Annotated in this window: 14 protein-coding genes; 13 read left to right on the forward strand and 1 reads right to left on the reverse strand. The window is 67.3% G+C overall.

The features are described from left to right. Genes LQD11_RS00060 through tldD form a run of 10 tightly spaced genes read left to right on the forward strand, consistent with a single transcriptional unit; the run spans window position 1 to window position 11523 of the window. Window positions 1-1275 (forward strand): glutamate-5-semialdehyde dehydrogenase, encoded by a 1275-nt coding sequence (locus LQD11_RS00060; RefSeq protein ID WP_238615712.1) that lies wholly within the window; start codon window positions 1-3, stop codon window positions 1273-1275. A gap of 18 nt (window positions 1276-1293) precedes the next feature. Beyond that, window positions 1294-1956 (forward strand): nicotinate-nucleotide adenylyltransferase, encoded by a 663-nt coding sequence (nadD, locus tag LQD11_RS00065; RefSeq protein ID WP_238615713.1) that lies wholly within the window; start codon window positions 1294-1296, stop codon window positions 1954-1956. Beyond that, complete coding sequence (gene rsfS, locus LQD11_RS00070) at window positions 1938-2336, forward strand: ribosome silencing factor (protein WP_008931201.1); 399 nt, start codon at window positions 1938-1940, stop codon at window positions 2334-2336. The genes nadD and rsfS overlap by 19 nt, the downstream gene beginning before the upstream one ends. A gap of 6 nt (window positions 2337-2342) precedes the next feature. Continuing rightward, window positions 2343-2813, forward strand: a complete 471-nt coding sequence (rlmH, locus tag LQD11_RS00075) for a 23S rRNA (pseudouridine(1915)-N(3))-methyltransferase RlmH (protein ID WP_238615714.1) — start codon at window positions 2343-2345, stop codon at window positions 2811-2813. Between the two features lie 59 nt (window positions 2814-2872). Further along, window positions 2873-3454 (forward strand): Maf family protein, encoded by a 582-nt coding sequence (locus LQD11_RS00080; RefSeq protein ID WP_238615715.1) that lies wholly within the window; start codon window positions 2873-2875, stop codon window positions 3452-3454. 10 nt (window positions 3455-3464) lie between these two features. Then, window positions 3465-4943 carry a ribonuclease G gene (rng, locus tag LQD11_RS00085; protein WP_238615716.1) on the forward strand — a complete coding sequence of 493 codons (1479 nt, stop codon included), beginning with the start codon at window positions 3465-3467 and terminating at the stop codon, window positions 4941-4943. Between the two features lie 37 nt (window positions 4944-4980). After that, complete coding sequence (locus LQD11_RS00090) at window positions 4981-8814, forward strand: YhdP family protein (protein WP_238615717.1); 3834 nt, start codon at window positions 4981-4983, stop codon at window positions 8812-8814. A gap of 43 nt (window positions 8815-8857) precedes the next feature. Then, window positions 8858-9205, forward strand: coding sequence for a hypothetical protein (locus LQD11_RS00095; protein ID WP_008931196.1), 348 nt, complete (start codon window positions 8858-8860; stop codon window positions 9203-9205). 24 nt (window positions 9206-9229) lie between these two features. Beyond that, complete coding sequence (locus LQD11_RS00100; RefSeq protein WP_040404900.1) at window positions 9230-10051, forward strand: carbon-nitrogen hydrolase family protein; 822 nt, start codon at window positions 9230-9232, stop codon at window positions 10049-10051. Window positions 10052-10077: 26 nt separating this feature from the next. Next, complete coding sequence (gene tldD, locus LQD11_RS00105) at window positions 10078-11523, forward strand: metalloprotease TldD (protein ID WP_238615718.1); 1446 nt, start codon at window positions 10078-10080, stop codon at window positions 11521-11523. Here the strand turns inward: tldD and yjgA are convergent. Further along, window positions 11517-12032, reverse strand: coding sequence for a ribosome biogenesis factor YjgA (gene yjgA / locus LQD11_RS00110; protein WP_238615719.1), 516 nt, complete (start codon window positions 12030-12032; stop codon window positions 11517-11519). The genes tldD and yjgA overlap by 7 nt on opposite strands. Before the next feature lie 68 nt (window positions 12033-12100). Here yjgA and pmbA point away from each other — a divergent pair, with 68 nt between their 5' ends. From pmbA to LQD11_RS00125, 3 genes are all read left to right on the forward strand, one after another. After that, window positions 12101-13444 carry a metalloprotease PmbA gene (gene pmbA, locus LQD11_RS00115; RefSeq protein WP_238615720.1) on the forward strand — a complete coding sequence of 448 codons (1344 nt, stop codon included), beginning with the start codon at window positions 12101-12103 and terminating at the stop codon, window positions 13442-13444. A 153-nt stretch (window positions 13445-13597) separates the two neighbouring features. Then, window positions 13598-14749 carry a flagellar motor protein MotA gene (locus tag LQD11_RS00120; protein WP_238615721.1) on the forward strand — a complete coding sequence of 384 codons (1152 nt, stop codon included), beginning with the start codon at window positions 13598-13600 and terminating at the stop codon, window positions 14747-14749. Window positions 14750-14793: 44 nt separating this feature from the next. Continuing rightward, window positions 14794-15810: a peptidoglycan -binding protein gene (locus LQD11_RS00125; protein WP_008931190.1), complete on the forward strand. Its 1017-nt coding sequence runs from the start codon at window positions 14794-14796 to the stop codon at window positions 15808-15810. The last annotated feature ends 14 nt before the right edge of the window (window positions 15811-15824 follow it).

The following is a 15824-nucleotide window of genomic DNA, read 5'->3' on the forward strand; positions in this document are numbered from 1 at the left end:
ATGGCAGACACCGTGATCGAGAACATCAACGACTACATGCTGCAGCTGGGCCGGCAGGCCCGTGCCGCTTCCCGGGTCCTGCTGCGCGCCGACACCGCCGCCAAGAATGCCGCCCTGCTGGCCATGGCGGAACTGATCGAGGCCCGGGCCGACACCCTGATGGCGGAAAACCGCAAGGATCTGGAGGCCGGTGAAAGGAATGGCCTGGATGCCGCCATGCTGGATCGTCTGGCCTTCAATCCCGAGCGTCTGGGCACCATGGCCGAGGGGCTGCGCCAGATCGCCGCCCTGCCGGATCCGGTGGGCGCCATCTCCGATCTCAATTACCGCCCCAGCGGCATTCAGGTGGGTCGCATGCGCGTCCCTCTGGGGGTCATCGGCATCATCTTCGAGTCCCGGCCCAACGTGACCGTGGATGCCGCCGGCCTGTGCCTCAAATCCGGCAATGCCGCCATCCTGCGCGGCGGTTCCGAGGCGTTCCATTCCAACCGGGCCCTGGCCGACTGCATCCGCGAGGGTCTGGACCGGGCCGGTCTGCCCGCCGACGCGGTGCAGGTGGTGGGGACCACCGACCGGGCCGCGGTAGGCGCCCTGCTGCGCCTGAAGGATCATGTGGACGTGATCGTGCCCCGGGGCGGCAAGGGGCTCATTGCCCGGGTCAGCGAGGAATCCCTGATTCCGGTGATCAAGCACCTGGACGGCATCTGTCATGTCTACATCGACGATCACGCGGACCTGGACAAGGCCGTCAAGGTCACCCTCAATGCCAAGACCCAGCGCTACGGCACCTGCAATACCCTGGAAACCCTGCTGGTGGCCGAATCCATCGCCCCCAGGGCCCTGACCGCCCTCAAGCCCCTGTTCGACGACAAGGGCGTGGAACTGCGGGGCTGTGCCCGTACCCGCGCCTTCCTGCCGGATATCGGCGAGGCCACCGAGGCGGACTGGCAGGCGGAATACCTGGCGCCGATCCTGAGCATCCGGGTGGTGCCCGGCCTGGACGAGGCCATCGAGCACATCAATCACTACGGCTCCCGCCACACCGATACCATCGTCACGGAAAACTATACCCGTGCCCGGCGGTTCCTGCGGGAAGTGGATTCCAGCTCGGTGATGGTGAATGCCTCCACCCGTTTTGCCGACGGTTTCGAATACGGCCTGGGGGCCGAGATCGGCATCAGCACCGACAAGCTCCATGCCCGTGGCCCGGTGGGGCTGGACGGTCTCACCACCCTGAAATACGTGGTTCTGGGAGACGGTCATGTGCGCGGGTGAGCGCGGGCTCGGGGAGCGATGATCGGCATCCTGGGCGGCACCTTCGATCCCATCCATTTCGGACACCTGCGTCCGGCGCTGGAGATCCAGGAATGTCTGGATCTGGATGAGCTGCGCTTCATCCCCTGCGGCCTGCCGCCGCACCGGCGCCGGCCCCAGGCCGACATGTCGCACCGTCTGGCCATGGTGGAACAGGCGGTGGCTCTCCACCCCGGTTTCAGCGTGGATCGTCGTGAGCTGGAGCGGGACGGACCTTCCTACAGCGTGGATACCCTGGAGAGCCTGCGCCGGGAGCTGGGTCCCCATGTGCCCCTGTGCCTGCTGTTGGGCATGGATGCCTTTGCCGGATTGTCTTCCTGGCATCGCTGGCAGGACCTGTTCGGTCTGGCCCATATCGTGGTGGCCCACCGGCCGGGCAGCGACGCTCCCCGGGCACGGGAAGCCTGGGCGGCATCCCGGCAGGCCGCAAGCCCCGCCGACCTGCGCGCCGCGCCGGCGGGGCGTATCCTGTTCATGCCGGTGACCCAGCTGGACATTTCCGCCACCGCCATCCGTGATCTGGTGGCCCGGGGGCGCAGTCCGAGATTCCTGTTGCCGGAACCGGTGCTGACATACATTCAACGACACGGGCTTTACCTTTCAACGCTTTCCCAGAGGGATGCATGCAGACAGAACAACTGACCCAGATCGTCCTCCAGGCCCTGGAAGACATGAAAGCCCAGGACGTCAAATGCATTGACGTACGGGGCAAGACCGCCATCACCGACACCATGGTGATCGCTTCCGGCTCTTCCAACCGCCATGTGAAATCCCTGGCCGACAACGTCATCATCAAGGCGAAGGAAGCCGGTATCCAGCCCCTGGGCGCCGAGGGCGAGCGGGAAGGGGAGTGGGTGCTGGTGGATCTGGACGATGTGGTGGTCCACGTGATGCTGCCCCAGGTCCGCGACTTCTACAATCTGGAGAAGCTGTGGCTGACGGATGAATCCCTGTCGGCGGCCCCGGATGAGGAATCGGACGAGGACTCTCCGGCCGCGGCCCTGCGCCGCCTGCGCCGCTAGGCTGGCGTGCGCATCCATCTGCTGGCGGTGGGCACCCGCATGCCCGGCTGGGTGACCGAGGCCTATCGTGAGTATGCCGGGCGTCTGCCCGCCGAATGCAGTCTGGAACTGCGGGAGATCCCTTCGCCCCGACGGGGCCGCAACGCCCCGGTGGAGCGTCTGCGGGAAGAGGAGGGTGAGCGTCTGCTGGCGGCGGTGCCCCGGGACTGCTGGGTGGTGGCCCTGGACGAGAAGGGCCGCGGTCTGGATACCGCCGGCCTGTCCCGGCAGCTGGATCAGTGGATGCAGTCGGGCCGGGACGTGGCCCTGTTGGTGGGGGGCGCCGACGGTCTGTCCGACGCCTGCCGCGCCCGGGCGGACTTCAAGTGGTCCCTGTCGCCGCTGACCTTTCCCCATCCCCTGGTGCGGGTGATCCTGGCGGAACAGCTCTACCGCGGCTGGAGTCTGTTGCGCAATCACCCCTATCATCGGGCGTGACCATCGGCACGGCTTCCGTGCCGGGCGTCCACCCCGATGTCTCACCCGGAGATTCGCCCATGCTCATCCTCGCCTCCGCCTCGCCCCGCCGTCGTGAACTGCTGGATCAGATCGGCGTGGCCTGGCGGGCGCATCCGGTGGACGTGGAAGAGATCCCCCGGGCCGGTGAGTCCCCCGAGGACTTTGCCCTGCGCATGGCGGTTACCAAGGCCCGGGCAGCCCATGACGCCGTTCCCGGGCACCTCCCGGTACTGGGCGCGGACACCGTGGTCAGCATCGACGGTGATATCCTGGGCAAGCCCAGGGACCGGGAAGATGCCTTGGACATGCTCGGCCGTCTTTCCGGCCGGACCCACACGGTCCTTTCCGCCGTGGCCCTGCTGCACCAGGGATACTGTCATCAGGCCCTGTCCACCACCCGGGTATGCTTTCGCGACCTGAGTCCCGATGACAGGCGCGCCTATTGGGCGTCGGGAGAACCGGCCGACAAGGCGGGCGCTTACGGAATTCAGGGCCTGGGCGCCCTGTTCGTGGCCCATATCGAGGGCAGTTATTCCGGCGTGGTGGGACTGCCCCTGTTCGAGACCGGGGAACTTCTGCGGCGCTGCGGTCTAATATCCGGCATTGATAATCAAACCTGAAGGCACCCCGATGATGGGCACGGAAATCCTAATGAACGTCACCCCCCAGGAGACCCGCGTGGCCCTGGTGGAAAACGGTGTGCTGATGGAACTCAGCATGGAGCGGGCCCGGCGTCGGGGGCTGGTGGGCAACATCTACAAGGGGCGGGTCAGCCGGGTGCTGCCGGGCATGGATGCCGCCTTCGTGGACATCGGCCTGGAGCGGGCCGCCTTTCTGCACGCTTCCGACGTGGCCCCGGTGGAACGGGAAGAACTGCAGGGCGGCGAGACGGAACGCACCGAGCCCATCCAGCGCCTGCTGCGGGAAGGGCAGGACATCCTGGTACAGGTGATCAAGGACCCCCTGGGCACCAAGGGGGCACGCCTGACCACCTACATTACCGTGCCCTCCCGGTATCTGGTGCTCATGCCCGGCAATACCACCGTGGGCATTTCCACCCGCATCGAGACGGACACCGAGCGCGCCCGGCTCAAGGGCACGGTGGAAGGCCTGCAGGCGGAACTCGGGTGCAGTCATGGTTTCATCGTGCGCACCGCAGCCGAGGCCGCGCCCCTGGAGGCCCTGCGCAACGACATGATCTTCCTGGTCAAGCTCTGGCAGACCATTCAGCAGGCGGTACAGAAGGCACGGGCCGGTTCCGAGGTCTACATGGACCTGCCGCTGACCCTGCGGATCCTGCGGGACATGGTGGGGGTGGAACTGGAAAAGATCCGCATCGATTCCCGGGAGACGGTGCAGCGGGTCAGCGAGTTCGCCGCCCAGTATGTGCCCGAGCTGCTGGACCGGATCGAACATTACCCCGGCGAGCGTCCCATCTTCGATCTCTACAACGTGGAGGACGAGATCCAGAAGGCCCTGGAACGCAAGGTGGAGCTCAAGTCCGGTGGTTATCTGATCTTCGATCAGACCGAGGCGATGACCACCATCGACATCAACACCGGCGCCTTCGTGGGCCATCGCAACCTGGAAGAGACCATCTTCAAGACCAATCTGGAGGCGGCCCAGGCCATTGCCCGGCAACTGCGCCTGCGCAATCTGGGGGGCATCATCATCGTCGACTTCATCGACATGACCCAGGAGGATCACAAGCGTCAGGTGCTGCGCTCCCTGGAAAAGGCGATGGAAAAGGACTATGCCAAGAGTCAGATCTGTGATGTCTCGCCCCTGGGACTGGTGGAAATGACCCGCAAGCGTACCCGCGAAAGCCTGGAACATCTGCTTTGCGAACCCTGTCCCACCTGCATGGGGCGCGGTTACGTAAAGTCCGCCGAGACCGTCTGCTACGAGATGTTCCGGGAGATCCTGCGCGAGGCCCGTCAGTTCGACGCCCGGGAATTGCTGGTGCTGGCCTCCCAGCCGGTGGTGGACCTGCTGCTGGACGAGGAATCCGCCAGCGTTGCCCAACTGCAGGAATTCATCGGCATCCCCATCCGTTTCCAGGTGGAAAGTCTCTATACCCAGGAGCAGTTCGACGTCGTGCTCCTGTAACCCCGCGTTTCGCCCCGGACCTTGAGGAGTCCGCCGCTTGCTCAGACCCGCCCTGGCCGTCAGTCTGCGTATTCTGGTCATCAGCCTGCTGGTGGCGGCAACCCTGGTGGCGGGTCTGCGGCTGATCGCGCCGCAACTGGATGGGCTGCGCACACCGCTGGAGCGGTTCCTCTCCGAACAGTCCGGCCAGCGGGTCACGGTGGGGGCATTCCACGCCCGATGGCGCATCCTGTCACCCCGGGTCACCGTGTCCGATGTTCAGGTCCATGGTGCCGACGCGGCTGAGCCGATCCTGGTGCTGGCGCATCTGGATCTGGGCCTGGCCCTGTGGCGCAGCCTGCGGCAGGGCCGACCGGTACTGGGTCATGTGGAAGTGCGGGGCGCCGATCTGCACCTGCTGCGGGATGCAGACGGGCGAGTGCAGGTGCGAGGTGTGGACCCGTTGCCCCCGCGCCCCGATACCCCGGCATCCGCGCCGTCACCGGACGTGCTGGCCCTGCTGGTGGGCCGGGCCTTCACTCTGAGTGAAAGCCGTCTGCGCTGGGAGGATCGGCGACTGGGCATCGATTATCAGTTCGACGACCTGAACCTGGACATCTCGCTGGAGTCCCGTCGCGTACGCATGGCCGGGGAGGTCTTTCTGCCCGATGAGCTGGGCCGCTCGCTTCGGGTGGGCATGGACATGAACCATGCCGGCCACTGGGATGACTGGAGCGGCAAGGCCTTCATCCAGGCCGACGGGCTGGAACTGGCGGGCCTGCCCGAGGACGCCCGGGGCGCCCTGGGGCTGCGCACGGGCAACCTGGATGGCCGGCTGTGGCTGCACTGGCGTCGCGGCGACCTGCAACGGGCCTACCTGGAGTTGGCGTTGCGCCGGTTGGAGATGGCTTCCTTGGCGCAAGACGATCTGCCCGCGCCGATGCTGGAAGCCCTGGAAGGGCGATGGCTTTGGTATGCCCGTGAAGGGGGCTGGGACCTGCGGGTGGACGGGCTGAGGCTGTCGCGCCAGGAGGGAGATCACTGGCCCGATGGCGGCCTGGACCTGAGCTTGGTGGAGGATGCCGGTGGCCTCCAGGTGAATGTCTGGCTGGACTACCTGCGTCTGGAGGACCTGTTGCCCCTGGTTCTGCATCAACCCTGGGTGGACAATCCCTTCCAGTCCCTGCTGGCGTCGCTCTCCCCCAGGGGGACGTTGACGGAAACCCGCCTGGCCCTGACCCTACCCCGTGACGGCAGCCCCCGCTTCGTGACCGACGGACGGTTCCAGGGGGCGGGCATGGCCCCCTGGTCGGTGTTGCCGGGGATCGAGGGGGCGGACGGTGCCTTTGCCTTCACCGAGGAGGGGGGTGAGCTCTGGCTGGACAGCGCCGGTCTGGGGATGGCGCTGCCGACCCTGTTCGACCACGAGTTGCGGGCCGATACCCTGCAGGGGCTGGTGCGTTGGTTGCCGGGACCCGATGTACCCAGACTGCATCTGGAAGGACTGGTGCTGGCCAATGCCGATCTGCAGGCCCGGGGGCAGGGGATGATCCACCTGGGGGAAGAACCCGGCATGGACCTGCAGCTGTCCTTTGCCGAGGGTGATGGTGCCCGGACGGCACATTACCTGCCCCGGGGCATCCTGCCCGAGAAAACTTATCAGTGGCTGAGTCGCGGCATCCTCGATGGCCGTGTGGTCGAGGGCGGCCTGCTGTTCCGGGGGCGGTTCAGTGACTTTCCCTTCCGCGAGGATGAGGGGGTGTTCCAGGTCATCGCCCGGGTGGAGGAGGGGGTGCTGGACTACGAAGACGGCTGGCCACGCCTGGAAGCGATTTCGGCCACCCTGGAATTTCGTAACCAGGGCATGCGGATTCATGACGGAGAGGCAAGGGTCTTCGATGCCCGCATACGCGATGCCCGGGTGCGGATCGAGGATCTTGAAAGCCCCGTGCTCACTATCGAGGGACAGGCGAGGGGACCCGCTCGGGATTATCTGCGTTTCGTCGGCGAAAGCCCCTTGGGGGAAGGGCTGGAGACCCTGCTGGCCGGCGTTTCGGCCCGGGGCGAGGCGGGACTGGAGATACGCATCGACATCCCCCTGGAGGACCGGGAAGCCCTGGTACGGCCTGACACGGTCCGGGGGCGCCTGACCCTGGACGGCAACCGGCTGTCCCTGGCGGACCCGCCGCTGGTGCTGGACGCGGTGCGGGGCGTGGTGGATTTCACCGAGCGCAGCGCCCGGGCCAGGGATGTGTCCGCCCGGCTCAACGAGGCCCGTATCGAGATGCGGATGGATCGCAGTCCCGCCGGTGCCCTGGAGGTTCGGGCCGTCGGTCCGCAGCCGATCCGGGGGTTGTTGGGGGGCATCGTTTCCGAACCCTGGCTGGACTGGGTGGAAGGCAGCGCCCGCTGGGAGGCGCGTCTGACCGTGCCGCCCGAGGGGGTGTCCCGGGGCGTGCTCAACCTGTCGTCGGACCTGGTGGGGGTCCGTTCCAGCCTGCCCCTGCCGCTGGCCAAGACGCCGGAGGCGTCCCGTCCCCTGGCGGTAAGGATTCCCTTGGGACGGGATGAGGGCGCGCCGCCGTTTCGGGTGACGCTGGGCGAGGATCTGCGCGCCCTGTTCACCCTGGACGAGGCGGGGCAGGTGCGACGGGGCGAGTTGCGCCTGGGCGGTCAGGCCGCCGCCCTGCCCGCGCAGGGTTTGCGGGTCAGGGGCCATCTCTCCGGGTTGTCCCTGGATGACTGGATGACGGTGCTGGATGACATCGGCGATTGGGTTCCCGCCGGCGGCGAGGGTGGGCTGCGGGAGCTGGACCTGCATCTGGACCGTCTGCAGGTCGCGGGGAGGCGCATCGATGACTTGAGCCTGCATGCCCGCCGTGAGTCGCGCTACTGGCAGGCGCAGGTGGCGTCTCCCATGGTGCTGGGGACCATTCAGTGGCCCCTGCGGGATGGAGATGCCCTGCTCATGGACCTGGAGTGGCTGGATCTGGACCGGCTGGAGGGGCCGGCCGTGCAGGCCGCCGAGGATCGGGTCCGGCCGGATCCGGGAAATTTGCCGCCCCTGCGCCTGTCCGCCCAGTGGCTGGTGCTGCAGGGACATCGGCTCAAGGACCTACGGCTGGAAACCGAGCCCCGCCCCGACGGTCTTGGCATCCGCGCCCTGTCACTCGTCGATGGCGAGGGCCTGACCCGGGGGTGGGCGGAGGGACACTGGCTCAGACGGGACGATGACGCCCACGAAACCCTGCTGCGGATGGAGTTGGAGAGTGATGATCTGGGACGCAGCCTGGGTCTGCTGGGTTTCCAGCCCCTCTTCCATGGCGGCAAGGCCGGGCTGCGGGCACGGCTGCAGTGGCCCGATACGCCCGCCCATCCGGACTGGTCCACCCTGGAAGGCGAGGGACGGGTGCGGGTGGAGGACGGACGTCTGACCGAGGTGGACCCCGGTGCGGGCCGACTGCTGGGGCTGTTCAGCCTTGACCTGCTGCCCCGGCGATTGGCCCTGGATTTCCGGGACTTTTTCCAGCGCGGGTTTGCCTTTGATCATCTGGAAGGGGCATTCCAGATCGGACAGGGCAATGTGCATACCCAGGACCTGAGTATCCAGGGACCGGCGGCCCGCATCCGCATCCAGGGTCGGACCGGGGTGGAGGCCAGGGATTATGACCAGACCATCGTCGTGACCCCCAGCGTGAAGAGTACGCTGCCCCTGGCCGGTGCCCTGCTCGGTGGTCCGGTGGCGGGCCTGGCGGTCTTCGTTTTCGACCGGGTGCTGGGGGTCGGGGAGCGCATCGACGAGGCGGCCCGGGTGGAGTACCGGGTGACGGGAGACTGGTCGTCACCTCGGGTGGAGGCGGTGGCCCGGGTCCCCGACGGACGGGGCTCCTGAGGGACTGTCGTCATTTTGAGCCGACTGTTGCTATAGTAGCGCCATGTTGCCGATCCTGCGCCGGGGCCTGACCCTGATCCTGCTGTGTTTTCCCCTTCTCCTGCCGGCGGGCGAGCCCGTCTTTACCCTCGATGCCGACGTCTGGACCCGCCCCCGGGATGCCGGTTCCCTGGTGGCCGAACCGGCCCTGCGCAGCCTGCTGTCCCGCTACGAGTCCCGGGGTGGCGGGCAGGTGATCCTGCGTCATCCTCCGGGGGAGCAGGGCCGGCTGTGGGCCGCCGAACTGCAGGACTGGCTGGTGGCGTTGGGCATCCCTTCCGCCGACATCATTCGGATCGCGGGGGAGGGCCTGACCGGCCGGATGGAACTGTCTCTGCAACCCCTACCCTGAACCGCAATAGCCAAGGGAATTAACGTGACGATTGCCGCTGCCATTCAAATGGCCTCGGGGACCAACCTGAGTGCCAATCTTCAGGAAGCCGGACGCCTGATTGCCCAGGCCGCCCAGGCCGGTGCCCGCCTGGTGGTCCTGCCGGAGAACTTCGCCCTCATGGGGATGTCCGAACATGACAAGGTGGGTGTGCGGGAGGCACCGGGCCAAGGGCCGATCCAGGATTTCCTGGCGGAGCAGGCCCGACGTCACGGGATCTGGCTGGTGGGGGGGACGGTCCCCATGGAATGCCCGGATCCGGGCAAGGTGTACGCCGCCTGCCTGGTTTACGACGATCAGGGACGGGTGGTGGGCCGTTACGACAAGATCCACCTGTTCGACGTGCATCTGCCGGACAACGACGAGCACTACGAGGAATCCGAGACCATCGTCGCCGGTGACCGGGTGGTGGTGGTGGAGACCCCCTTCGGGGTGATGGGGCTGTCGGTCTGCTATGACCTGCGGTTCCCGGAACTGTACCGGGGTTTGCTGGACCAGGGCGCGGAGATCGTGGTGCTGCCGGCGGCCTTCACCGCCGTGACCGGCCGCGCCCACTGGGAAGCCTTGGTGCGCGCGCGGGCCATCGAGAACCAGGTCTATGTGGTGGCCGCGGCCCAGGGTGGTTATCACGTCAACGGTCGCGAGACCCACGGAGACAGCATGGTGGTCGATCCCTGGGGCAATGTGCTGGATCGTCTGCCCCGCGGTTCAGGGGTCGTGACCGGCACCCTGGACCGGGAGCGGCAACAGTCCATCCGACGCAGTTTCCCGTCCATCTACCATCGCCGACTGTCCTGCAACCTCTAACGAGACACTGACCAAAGGCCCTGTTCATGACCCAAGCCCTGGATACCGCCCGCCTGCATCTGCTGGAACCCGCCGGCCTCACCGAGGCCGACCTGGACCGGGTGCTCGGGACCCTGTGCGGTCCCGGGCTGGATGGGGGCGACCTGTATTTTCAGCTTTCCCGCCATGAGTCCTGGATGCTGGAGGACGGCATCGTCAAGGATGCCGGCTACAACATCGAGCAAGGGGTGGGGGTACGCGCCCTGTCCGGCGACAAGACCGGTTTTGCCTATTCCGACGAGATTCTGCTGCCCTCCCTGATGGAGGCGGCGCGCGCCGCTCGGGCCATCGGCCGGGATCATCGTGACGGCACGGTGCCGGTGCGTCGGCGGGAGGCGGGACACCGCCTGTATCTGCCGGTGGACCCCCTGGGGACCCTGGACGAGAATGCCAAGATCGATCTGTTGCAGCGCCTGGACGCGGAGGCCCGGCGTCAGGATCCCCGGGTGAGCCAGGTGATCGTCAGCCTGGCCGGGGTCCATGAGGTGGTGATGGTGATGCACACCGACGGTACCGTGGCGGCGGATGTGCGGCCCCTGGTGCGCCTGAACGTCCATGTCATCGCCGAGGACGCCAAGGGGCGCCGGGAGCAGGGCACCAGCGGCGGCGGTGGGCGCAGCGGTTACGAATTCTTTCTGGATCAGGATCGGGGCCTGGGCTATGCCCGGGAGGCGGTGCGTCAGGCCCTGGTGAATCTGGAGGCGGACGAGGCCCCGGCGGGCACCATGACCGTGGTGCTGGGGTCCGGCTGGCCCGGCGTGCTGCTCCACGAAGCCGTGGGCCACGGCCTGGAAGGTGACTTCAACCGCAAGGGTACCTCGGCCTTCAGCAACCGGCTGGGGCAGAAGGTGGCGGCATCCGGGGTGACGGTGGTGGATGACGGCACCCTGGCCGGGCGGCGCGGTTCACTGAACGTGGATGATGAAGGCATCCCCACCCAGTCCACGGTGCTGATCGAGGACGGCATCCTCAAGGGTTACATGCAGGACCGGCTCAATGCCGGGCTGATGGGGCTGGCGCCCACGGGCAACGGTCGCCGCGAGTCCTATGCCCATCTGCCCATGCCCCGCATGACCAATACCTACATGCTGGCGGGCGCCCATGACCCGGGCGAGATCATCGCCTCGGTGGACAAGGGGCTCTATGCGGTGAATTTCGGCGGTGGTCAGGTGGACATCACCTCCGGCAAGTTCGTCTTCTCCGCCTCGGAGGCCTATCTGATCGAAGGCGGCAAGGTGACCCGGCCGGTACGGGGTGCCACCCTGATCGGCAACGGTCCCGAGGTCATGAGCCGGATTTCCATGGTGGGCAATGACCTGGCCCTGGATACCGGCGTGGGTACCTGCGGCAAGGAAGGTCAGAGCGTGCCGGTGGGGGTCGGACAGCCGACCCTTCGGGTGGATGGTCTGACGGTGGGTGGTACCAGTCACTGACCGTCTGGCGACGGGCCGTCCGATGTCTGCATCGTGTCGGACACCAGGCGGAACAGGGCCCGGGATGCCCCGGGGCGCTGCGAGCGGGCGTCGGCGGCCAGTGCCGCCAGGCGCTTGCGGTTCACCCGGGGATACTCGTCGCAGAAGGTGGCCAGCGCCGTTTCCCCCTCGGTGATCAGGCGGTCCCGCCACTGCTCCATCCGGTGGAACCGTCGGGCCTGGGCACGGCGTGCCGCCTCCCTGGCCTCGATGGCCGCCTGGATGGGGCCGGTGTCCACCTGACGCATCAGCTTGCCGATATACTGGCGCTGTCGTCGCAGGGCCTCCTTGCGCAGGCCGCGGCAGTGGCGGAGGGCGTCCAGCAGGCGTTCCGGCAGGTCCAGGGCCTTGAGGTCCGCCTCGGAAAGCTCAAGCAGGGCCTCGCCCAGGTCCTTGGCGGCCTGAGCCTCCCGTTTGCGGGCACCGCGGCTGGGGCGGTCGAATTCATCCAGTTCATCATGGGTCGTCATGGGGCATAGTGTATCCCGAAGACGCCCTTCAACGAGCATCACCCACACCCATGACCAAAGGAGATCTCATGTCCGAACCCCAGACCCCGGTTCTCGATGCGCAGGCGCTGGAACAGCTCGTCGGGCAGGTCCTGGACGAGGCCCGTCGCGCCGGGGCCACGGCCGCCGAGGTGGCCGTCAGCCACGATACCGGCCTGTCGGTCAATGTCCGCCTGGGCGAGGTGGAAACCCTGGAGTTTCATCGTGACCAGGGTGTGGGCGTCACCGTCTACATCGGCCGGCGCAAGGGTTCCGCCAGCAGTTCCGATCTGCGTGCCCGATCCCTGCGGGAGGTGGCCGAGGCCGCCTGCCGGATCGCCCGCTATACCGCCGAGGATCCCTGTGCCGGCCTGGCCGACGCCGGGCTCATGGCCCGGGACTATCCCGCCCTGGATCTGGATCATCCCTGGGACCTGGAGGCCGATGACGCCATCGAGATCGCCCGACGCTGCGAGGCCGCGGCCCGCGCCGAGGATGCCCGGATCGTCAATTCGGAAGGCGGCAGCGTGAACACCTTTCGGGGCACCGCCATCTACGGCAACACCCATGGCTTCGTCGGCGGCTACGCCGCCACCCGGCATTCCCTGAGTTGCTCCGTGCTGGCGGGGGACGGCGGCACCATGGAGCGGGATTACTGGTACACCGTGGCCCGCGAGGCCGGTGCCCTGGAAACCCCCGAGTCCGTGGGGGTCGAGGCCGCCCGCCGGGCGGTGCGCCGTCTCAATGCCCGGCGTCTTTCCACCCGCCGCGTTCCCGTGCTCTATGCCCCGGATGTGGCCCGTTCCATGCTGGGGCATTTCGTCGCCGCCATCCGCGGCAGCGCCCTGTATCGCAAGTCCTCGTTCCTGGTGGACCGGCTGGGGGAGCGGATCTTTCCTGAGTTCGTGCACATCCACGAGCAGCCCCACATCCCCCGCGCCCTGGGCAGTGCCCCCTTCGACGGCGAGGGGGTGGCCACCCGGGCCAGGGATCTGGTCCGTGACGGCCGTCTGGAATCCTATGCCCTGGACAGCTACTCTGCCCGCAAACTGGGGATGGAAACCACGGGGAACGCCGGCGGCGTGCGCAATCTCACCATTGACCCGGGCACCGGGGATGCCCGGGCCCTGCTGCGGGAGATGGGCACGGGGCTGCTGGTGACCGAACTGATCGGTCACGGCATCAACATGGTCAACGGCGACTATTCCCGGGGCGCGGCCGGATTCTGGGTGGAAAACGGCGAGATCCTGTACCCGGTCTCGGAGATCACCGTGGCGGGCAATCTCAAGGACATGTTCATGAATCTGGTGGCCGTGGGTTCGGACGTGGACTTGCGCGCCAATATCCGGACCGGTTCCCTGCTGATCGACGGGCTCACCGTCGCCGGCGACTGACCCGAACCCGACCGGTTCCACAGCAATCCCACCCACGGTCTTGTTACCATAAGCCCTTCTCCCCTTGTGGGAGAGGGGGGTGGGGTGAGGGGCGGTCGTGGTTGCCGGGTTACCCTCTCCATTTCGCGATCATCCGGCCGGGGGAGCCATCGCATGCGCAAGACCAGGGACAGCATCATCTGGATGAGCGTCTTTCTGCTCGCGGTCATGGCGGCCGCGTTGCTGCTGTCCGGTCCCCTGCTGGCAGCCTTTCTGGCCAATCCAGCCTTCAATGGCATGATCCTGTTCGTGCTGCTGGTGGGACTGGTGGTGAACTACCGGCAGGTACTGATCCTCAATCCCGAGGTGCGCTGGATCGAGGCCTTCCGCGCCAGTGATGCCCCGGAGGCCGCCCAGCTCCCCCGTACCCGGCTGCTGGGGGCCATGGCCCGCCTGCTGACCGGGCGGCGCGGCGACCAGTTCACCCTGTCCACCGTCTCCATGCGCACCCTGCTGGACGGGATCCGGATGCGCCTGGACGAGTCCCGCGATCTGTCCCGCTATTTCATCGGTCTGCTGGTTTTCCTGGGGCTTTTGGGGACCTTCTGGGGTCTGCTGGATACCCTGCGGGGCGTGGGTGCGGTGATCTCGGACATGGGTATCGGCGGCGAGGACATGAACGGGGCCTTTGCCGCCCTGCAGAGCGGTCTGGAGAAACCCCTCTCGGGGCTGGGGACCGCCTTCAGCTCCTCCCTGTTCGGGCTGGCCGGCGCCCTGGTGCTGGGCTTTGTGGACCTGCAGGCGGGTCATGCCCAGAATCGCTTCTACAACGAATTGGAGGAATGGCTTTCGGGCCTCACCCGCCTTTCCACCGGCGCCCTGGTGTCGGAGGGGGAGGGGACGGTCCCGGCCTATATCCAGGCCCTGCTGGAACAGACTTCCGACAGCCTGGACAAGCTCCAGCGCCTGATGGCTCGGGGGGAGGAGGAGCGCCGGCTCACGGACCAGCGGCTGATCGCCCTGACCCAGGAAGTGGCGGAGGTGGCCCAGTTGGTACGCGGCGAGCAGAAGGCCATGCTCGGGCTGGCCCGCACCCAGTCGGAGCTGCAGGGGGTGCTGGAGCGATTGGCCGAAGCCACCGGCGCCCGTTCCGACAGTGAGCAGGAGATGAGCCGGCACCTGTCCGGGGTGGCCGATACCCTGTCGGAGCTGCGGGTGCAGCTGGGCGAGGACCGAGGGCATTTCATCAGCGTGCTGCGTGACGAGGTCCGCCTGATGACCCGCACGGCGGCCCGCCTGGGGGAAGGGGGGCGGGAGCGGGAATGATGATGCACTGTCCAGCGACACCCTCCGGAGCCTGCTGACCCCCCATGCTGCCCTCCAGTCGCCGCCGCAGTCGTGCCTCCCTGGACATCTGGCCCGGGTTCGTGGACGTGCTGGCCACCGTGGTGTTGGTCTTCGTCTTCCTGCTCATGCTGTTCGTGGTATCCCAGTTCCATCTCTCCGATGTCCTGCTCCAGCGGGACCAGACCGTGGAAACCCTGCACCAGCGCATCGGCGAGCTGTCCCGGACCCTGGCCCTGAAGGAGGCGGACAACGCACGCCTGGAAGGGCGCATCCACGCCCTCACCGCCACCCTGCAGACCACCTTCGAGGAGCGGGAGGCCGCCTTGCAGGCACGGGATGCGGACCGTCGGCTGCTGATGCAGGTCCAGGAAGACCTGACCCGGGAGCGGGTCCTGGGGATGGAAGCCCAGACGGACCTGGCGCAGTTGCAGTGGCAGCTGGAGCAGGTGCAGTTGCAGCTGACCGCCCTCAATCAGGCCCTGGAGGCGCGGGAGGCGGTGATCGTGGCCCAGCGGCTGCAGGTGGAGAACCTGGGTGAGCGCCTGAACCTCGCCCTGGCGGACCGGGTGCAGGAACTGGCCCGGTATCGCTCGGAATTTTTCGGGCGTTTGCGGGAGTCACTGGCGGACGTGGAGGATATCCAGATCGTCGGCGACCGTTTCCGGTTCCAGTCGGAGTTGTTCTTTGCCTCGGGTTCCGCCGATCTGGAGGCGGCGGGGCAGGCGCGGCTGGACCGGGTGGCGGTGCTGGTGCGGGAGATCGAGCAGCGCATCCCCGCGGACATCGATTGGGTGCTGATGGTGGAGGGGCATACGGATCGGCGCCCCATCCGCACCGAGCAGTTTCCGTCCAACTGGCAGCTTTCCACCGCCCGGGCGCAGCGCATCGTGGACTACCTGATCGATCGCGGGGTGGCGCCCCGGCGCCTGGCGGCGGCGGGGTATGGAGAGTTTCACCCCCTGGACCCGGCGGATACGCCGGCGGCACTGGCCCGCAACCGGCGCATCGAGATGCGCCTGACCAGCGCGCCGGAGCAGTGATCCCAAGCGTGTGG

This window comes from Ectothiorhodospira shaposhnikovii, from assembly GCF_022227765.1.
Taxonomy (GTDB): Bacteria; Pseudomonadota; Gammaproteobacteria; order Ectothiorhodospirales; family Ectothiorhodospiraceae; genus Ectothiorhodospira.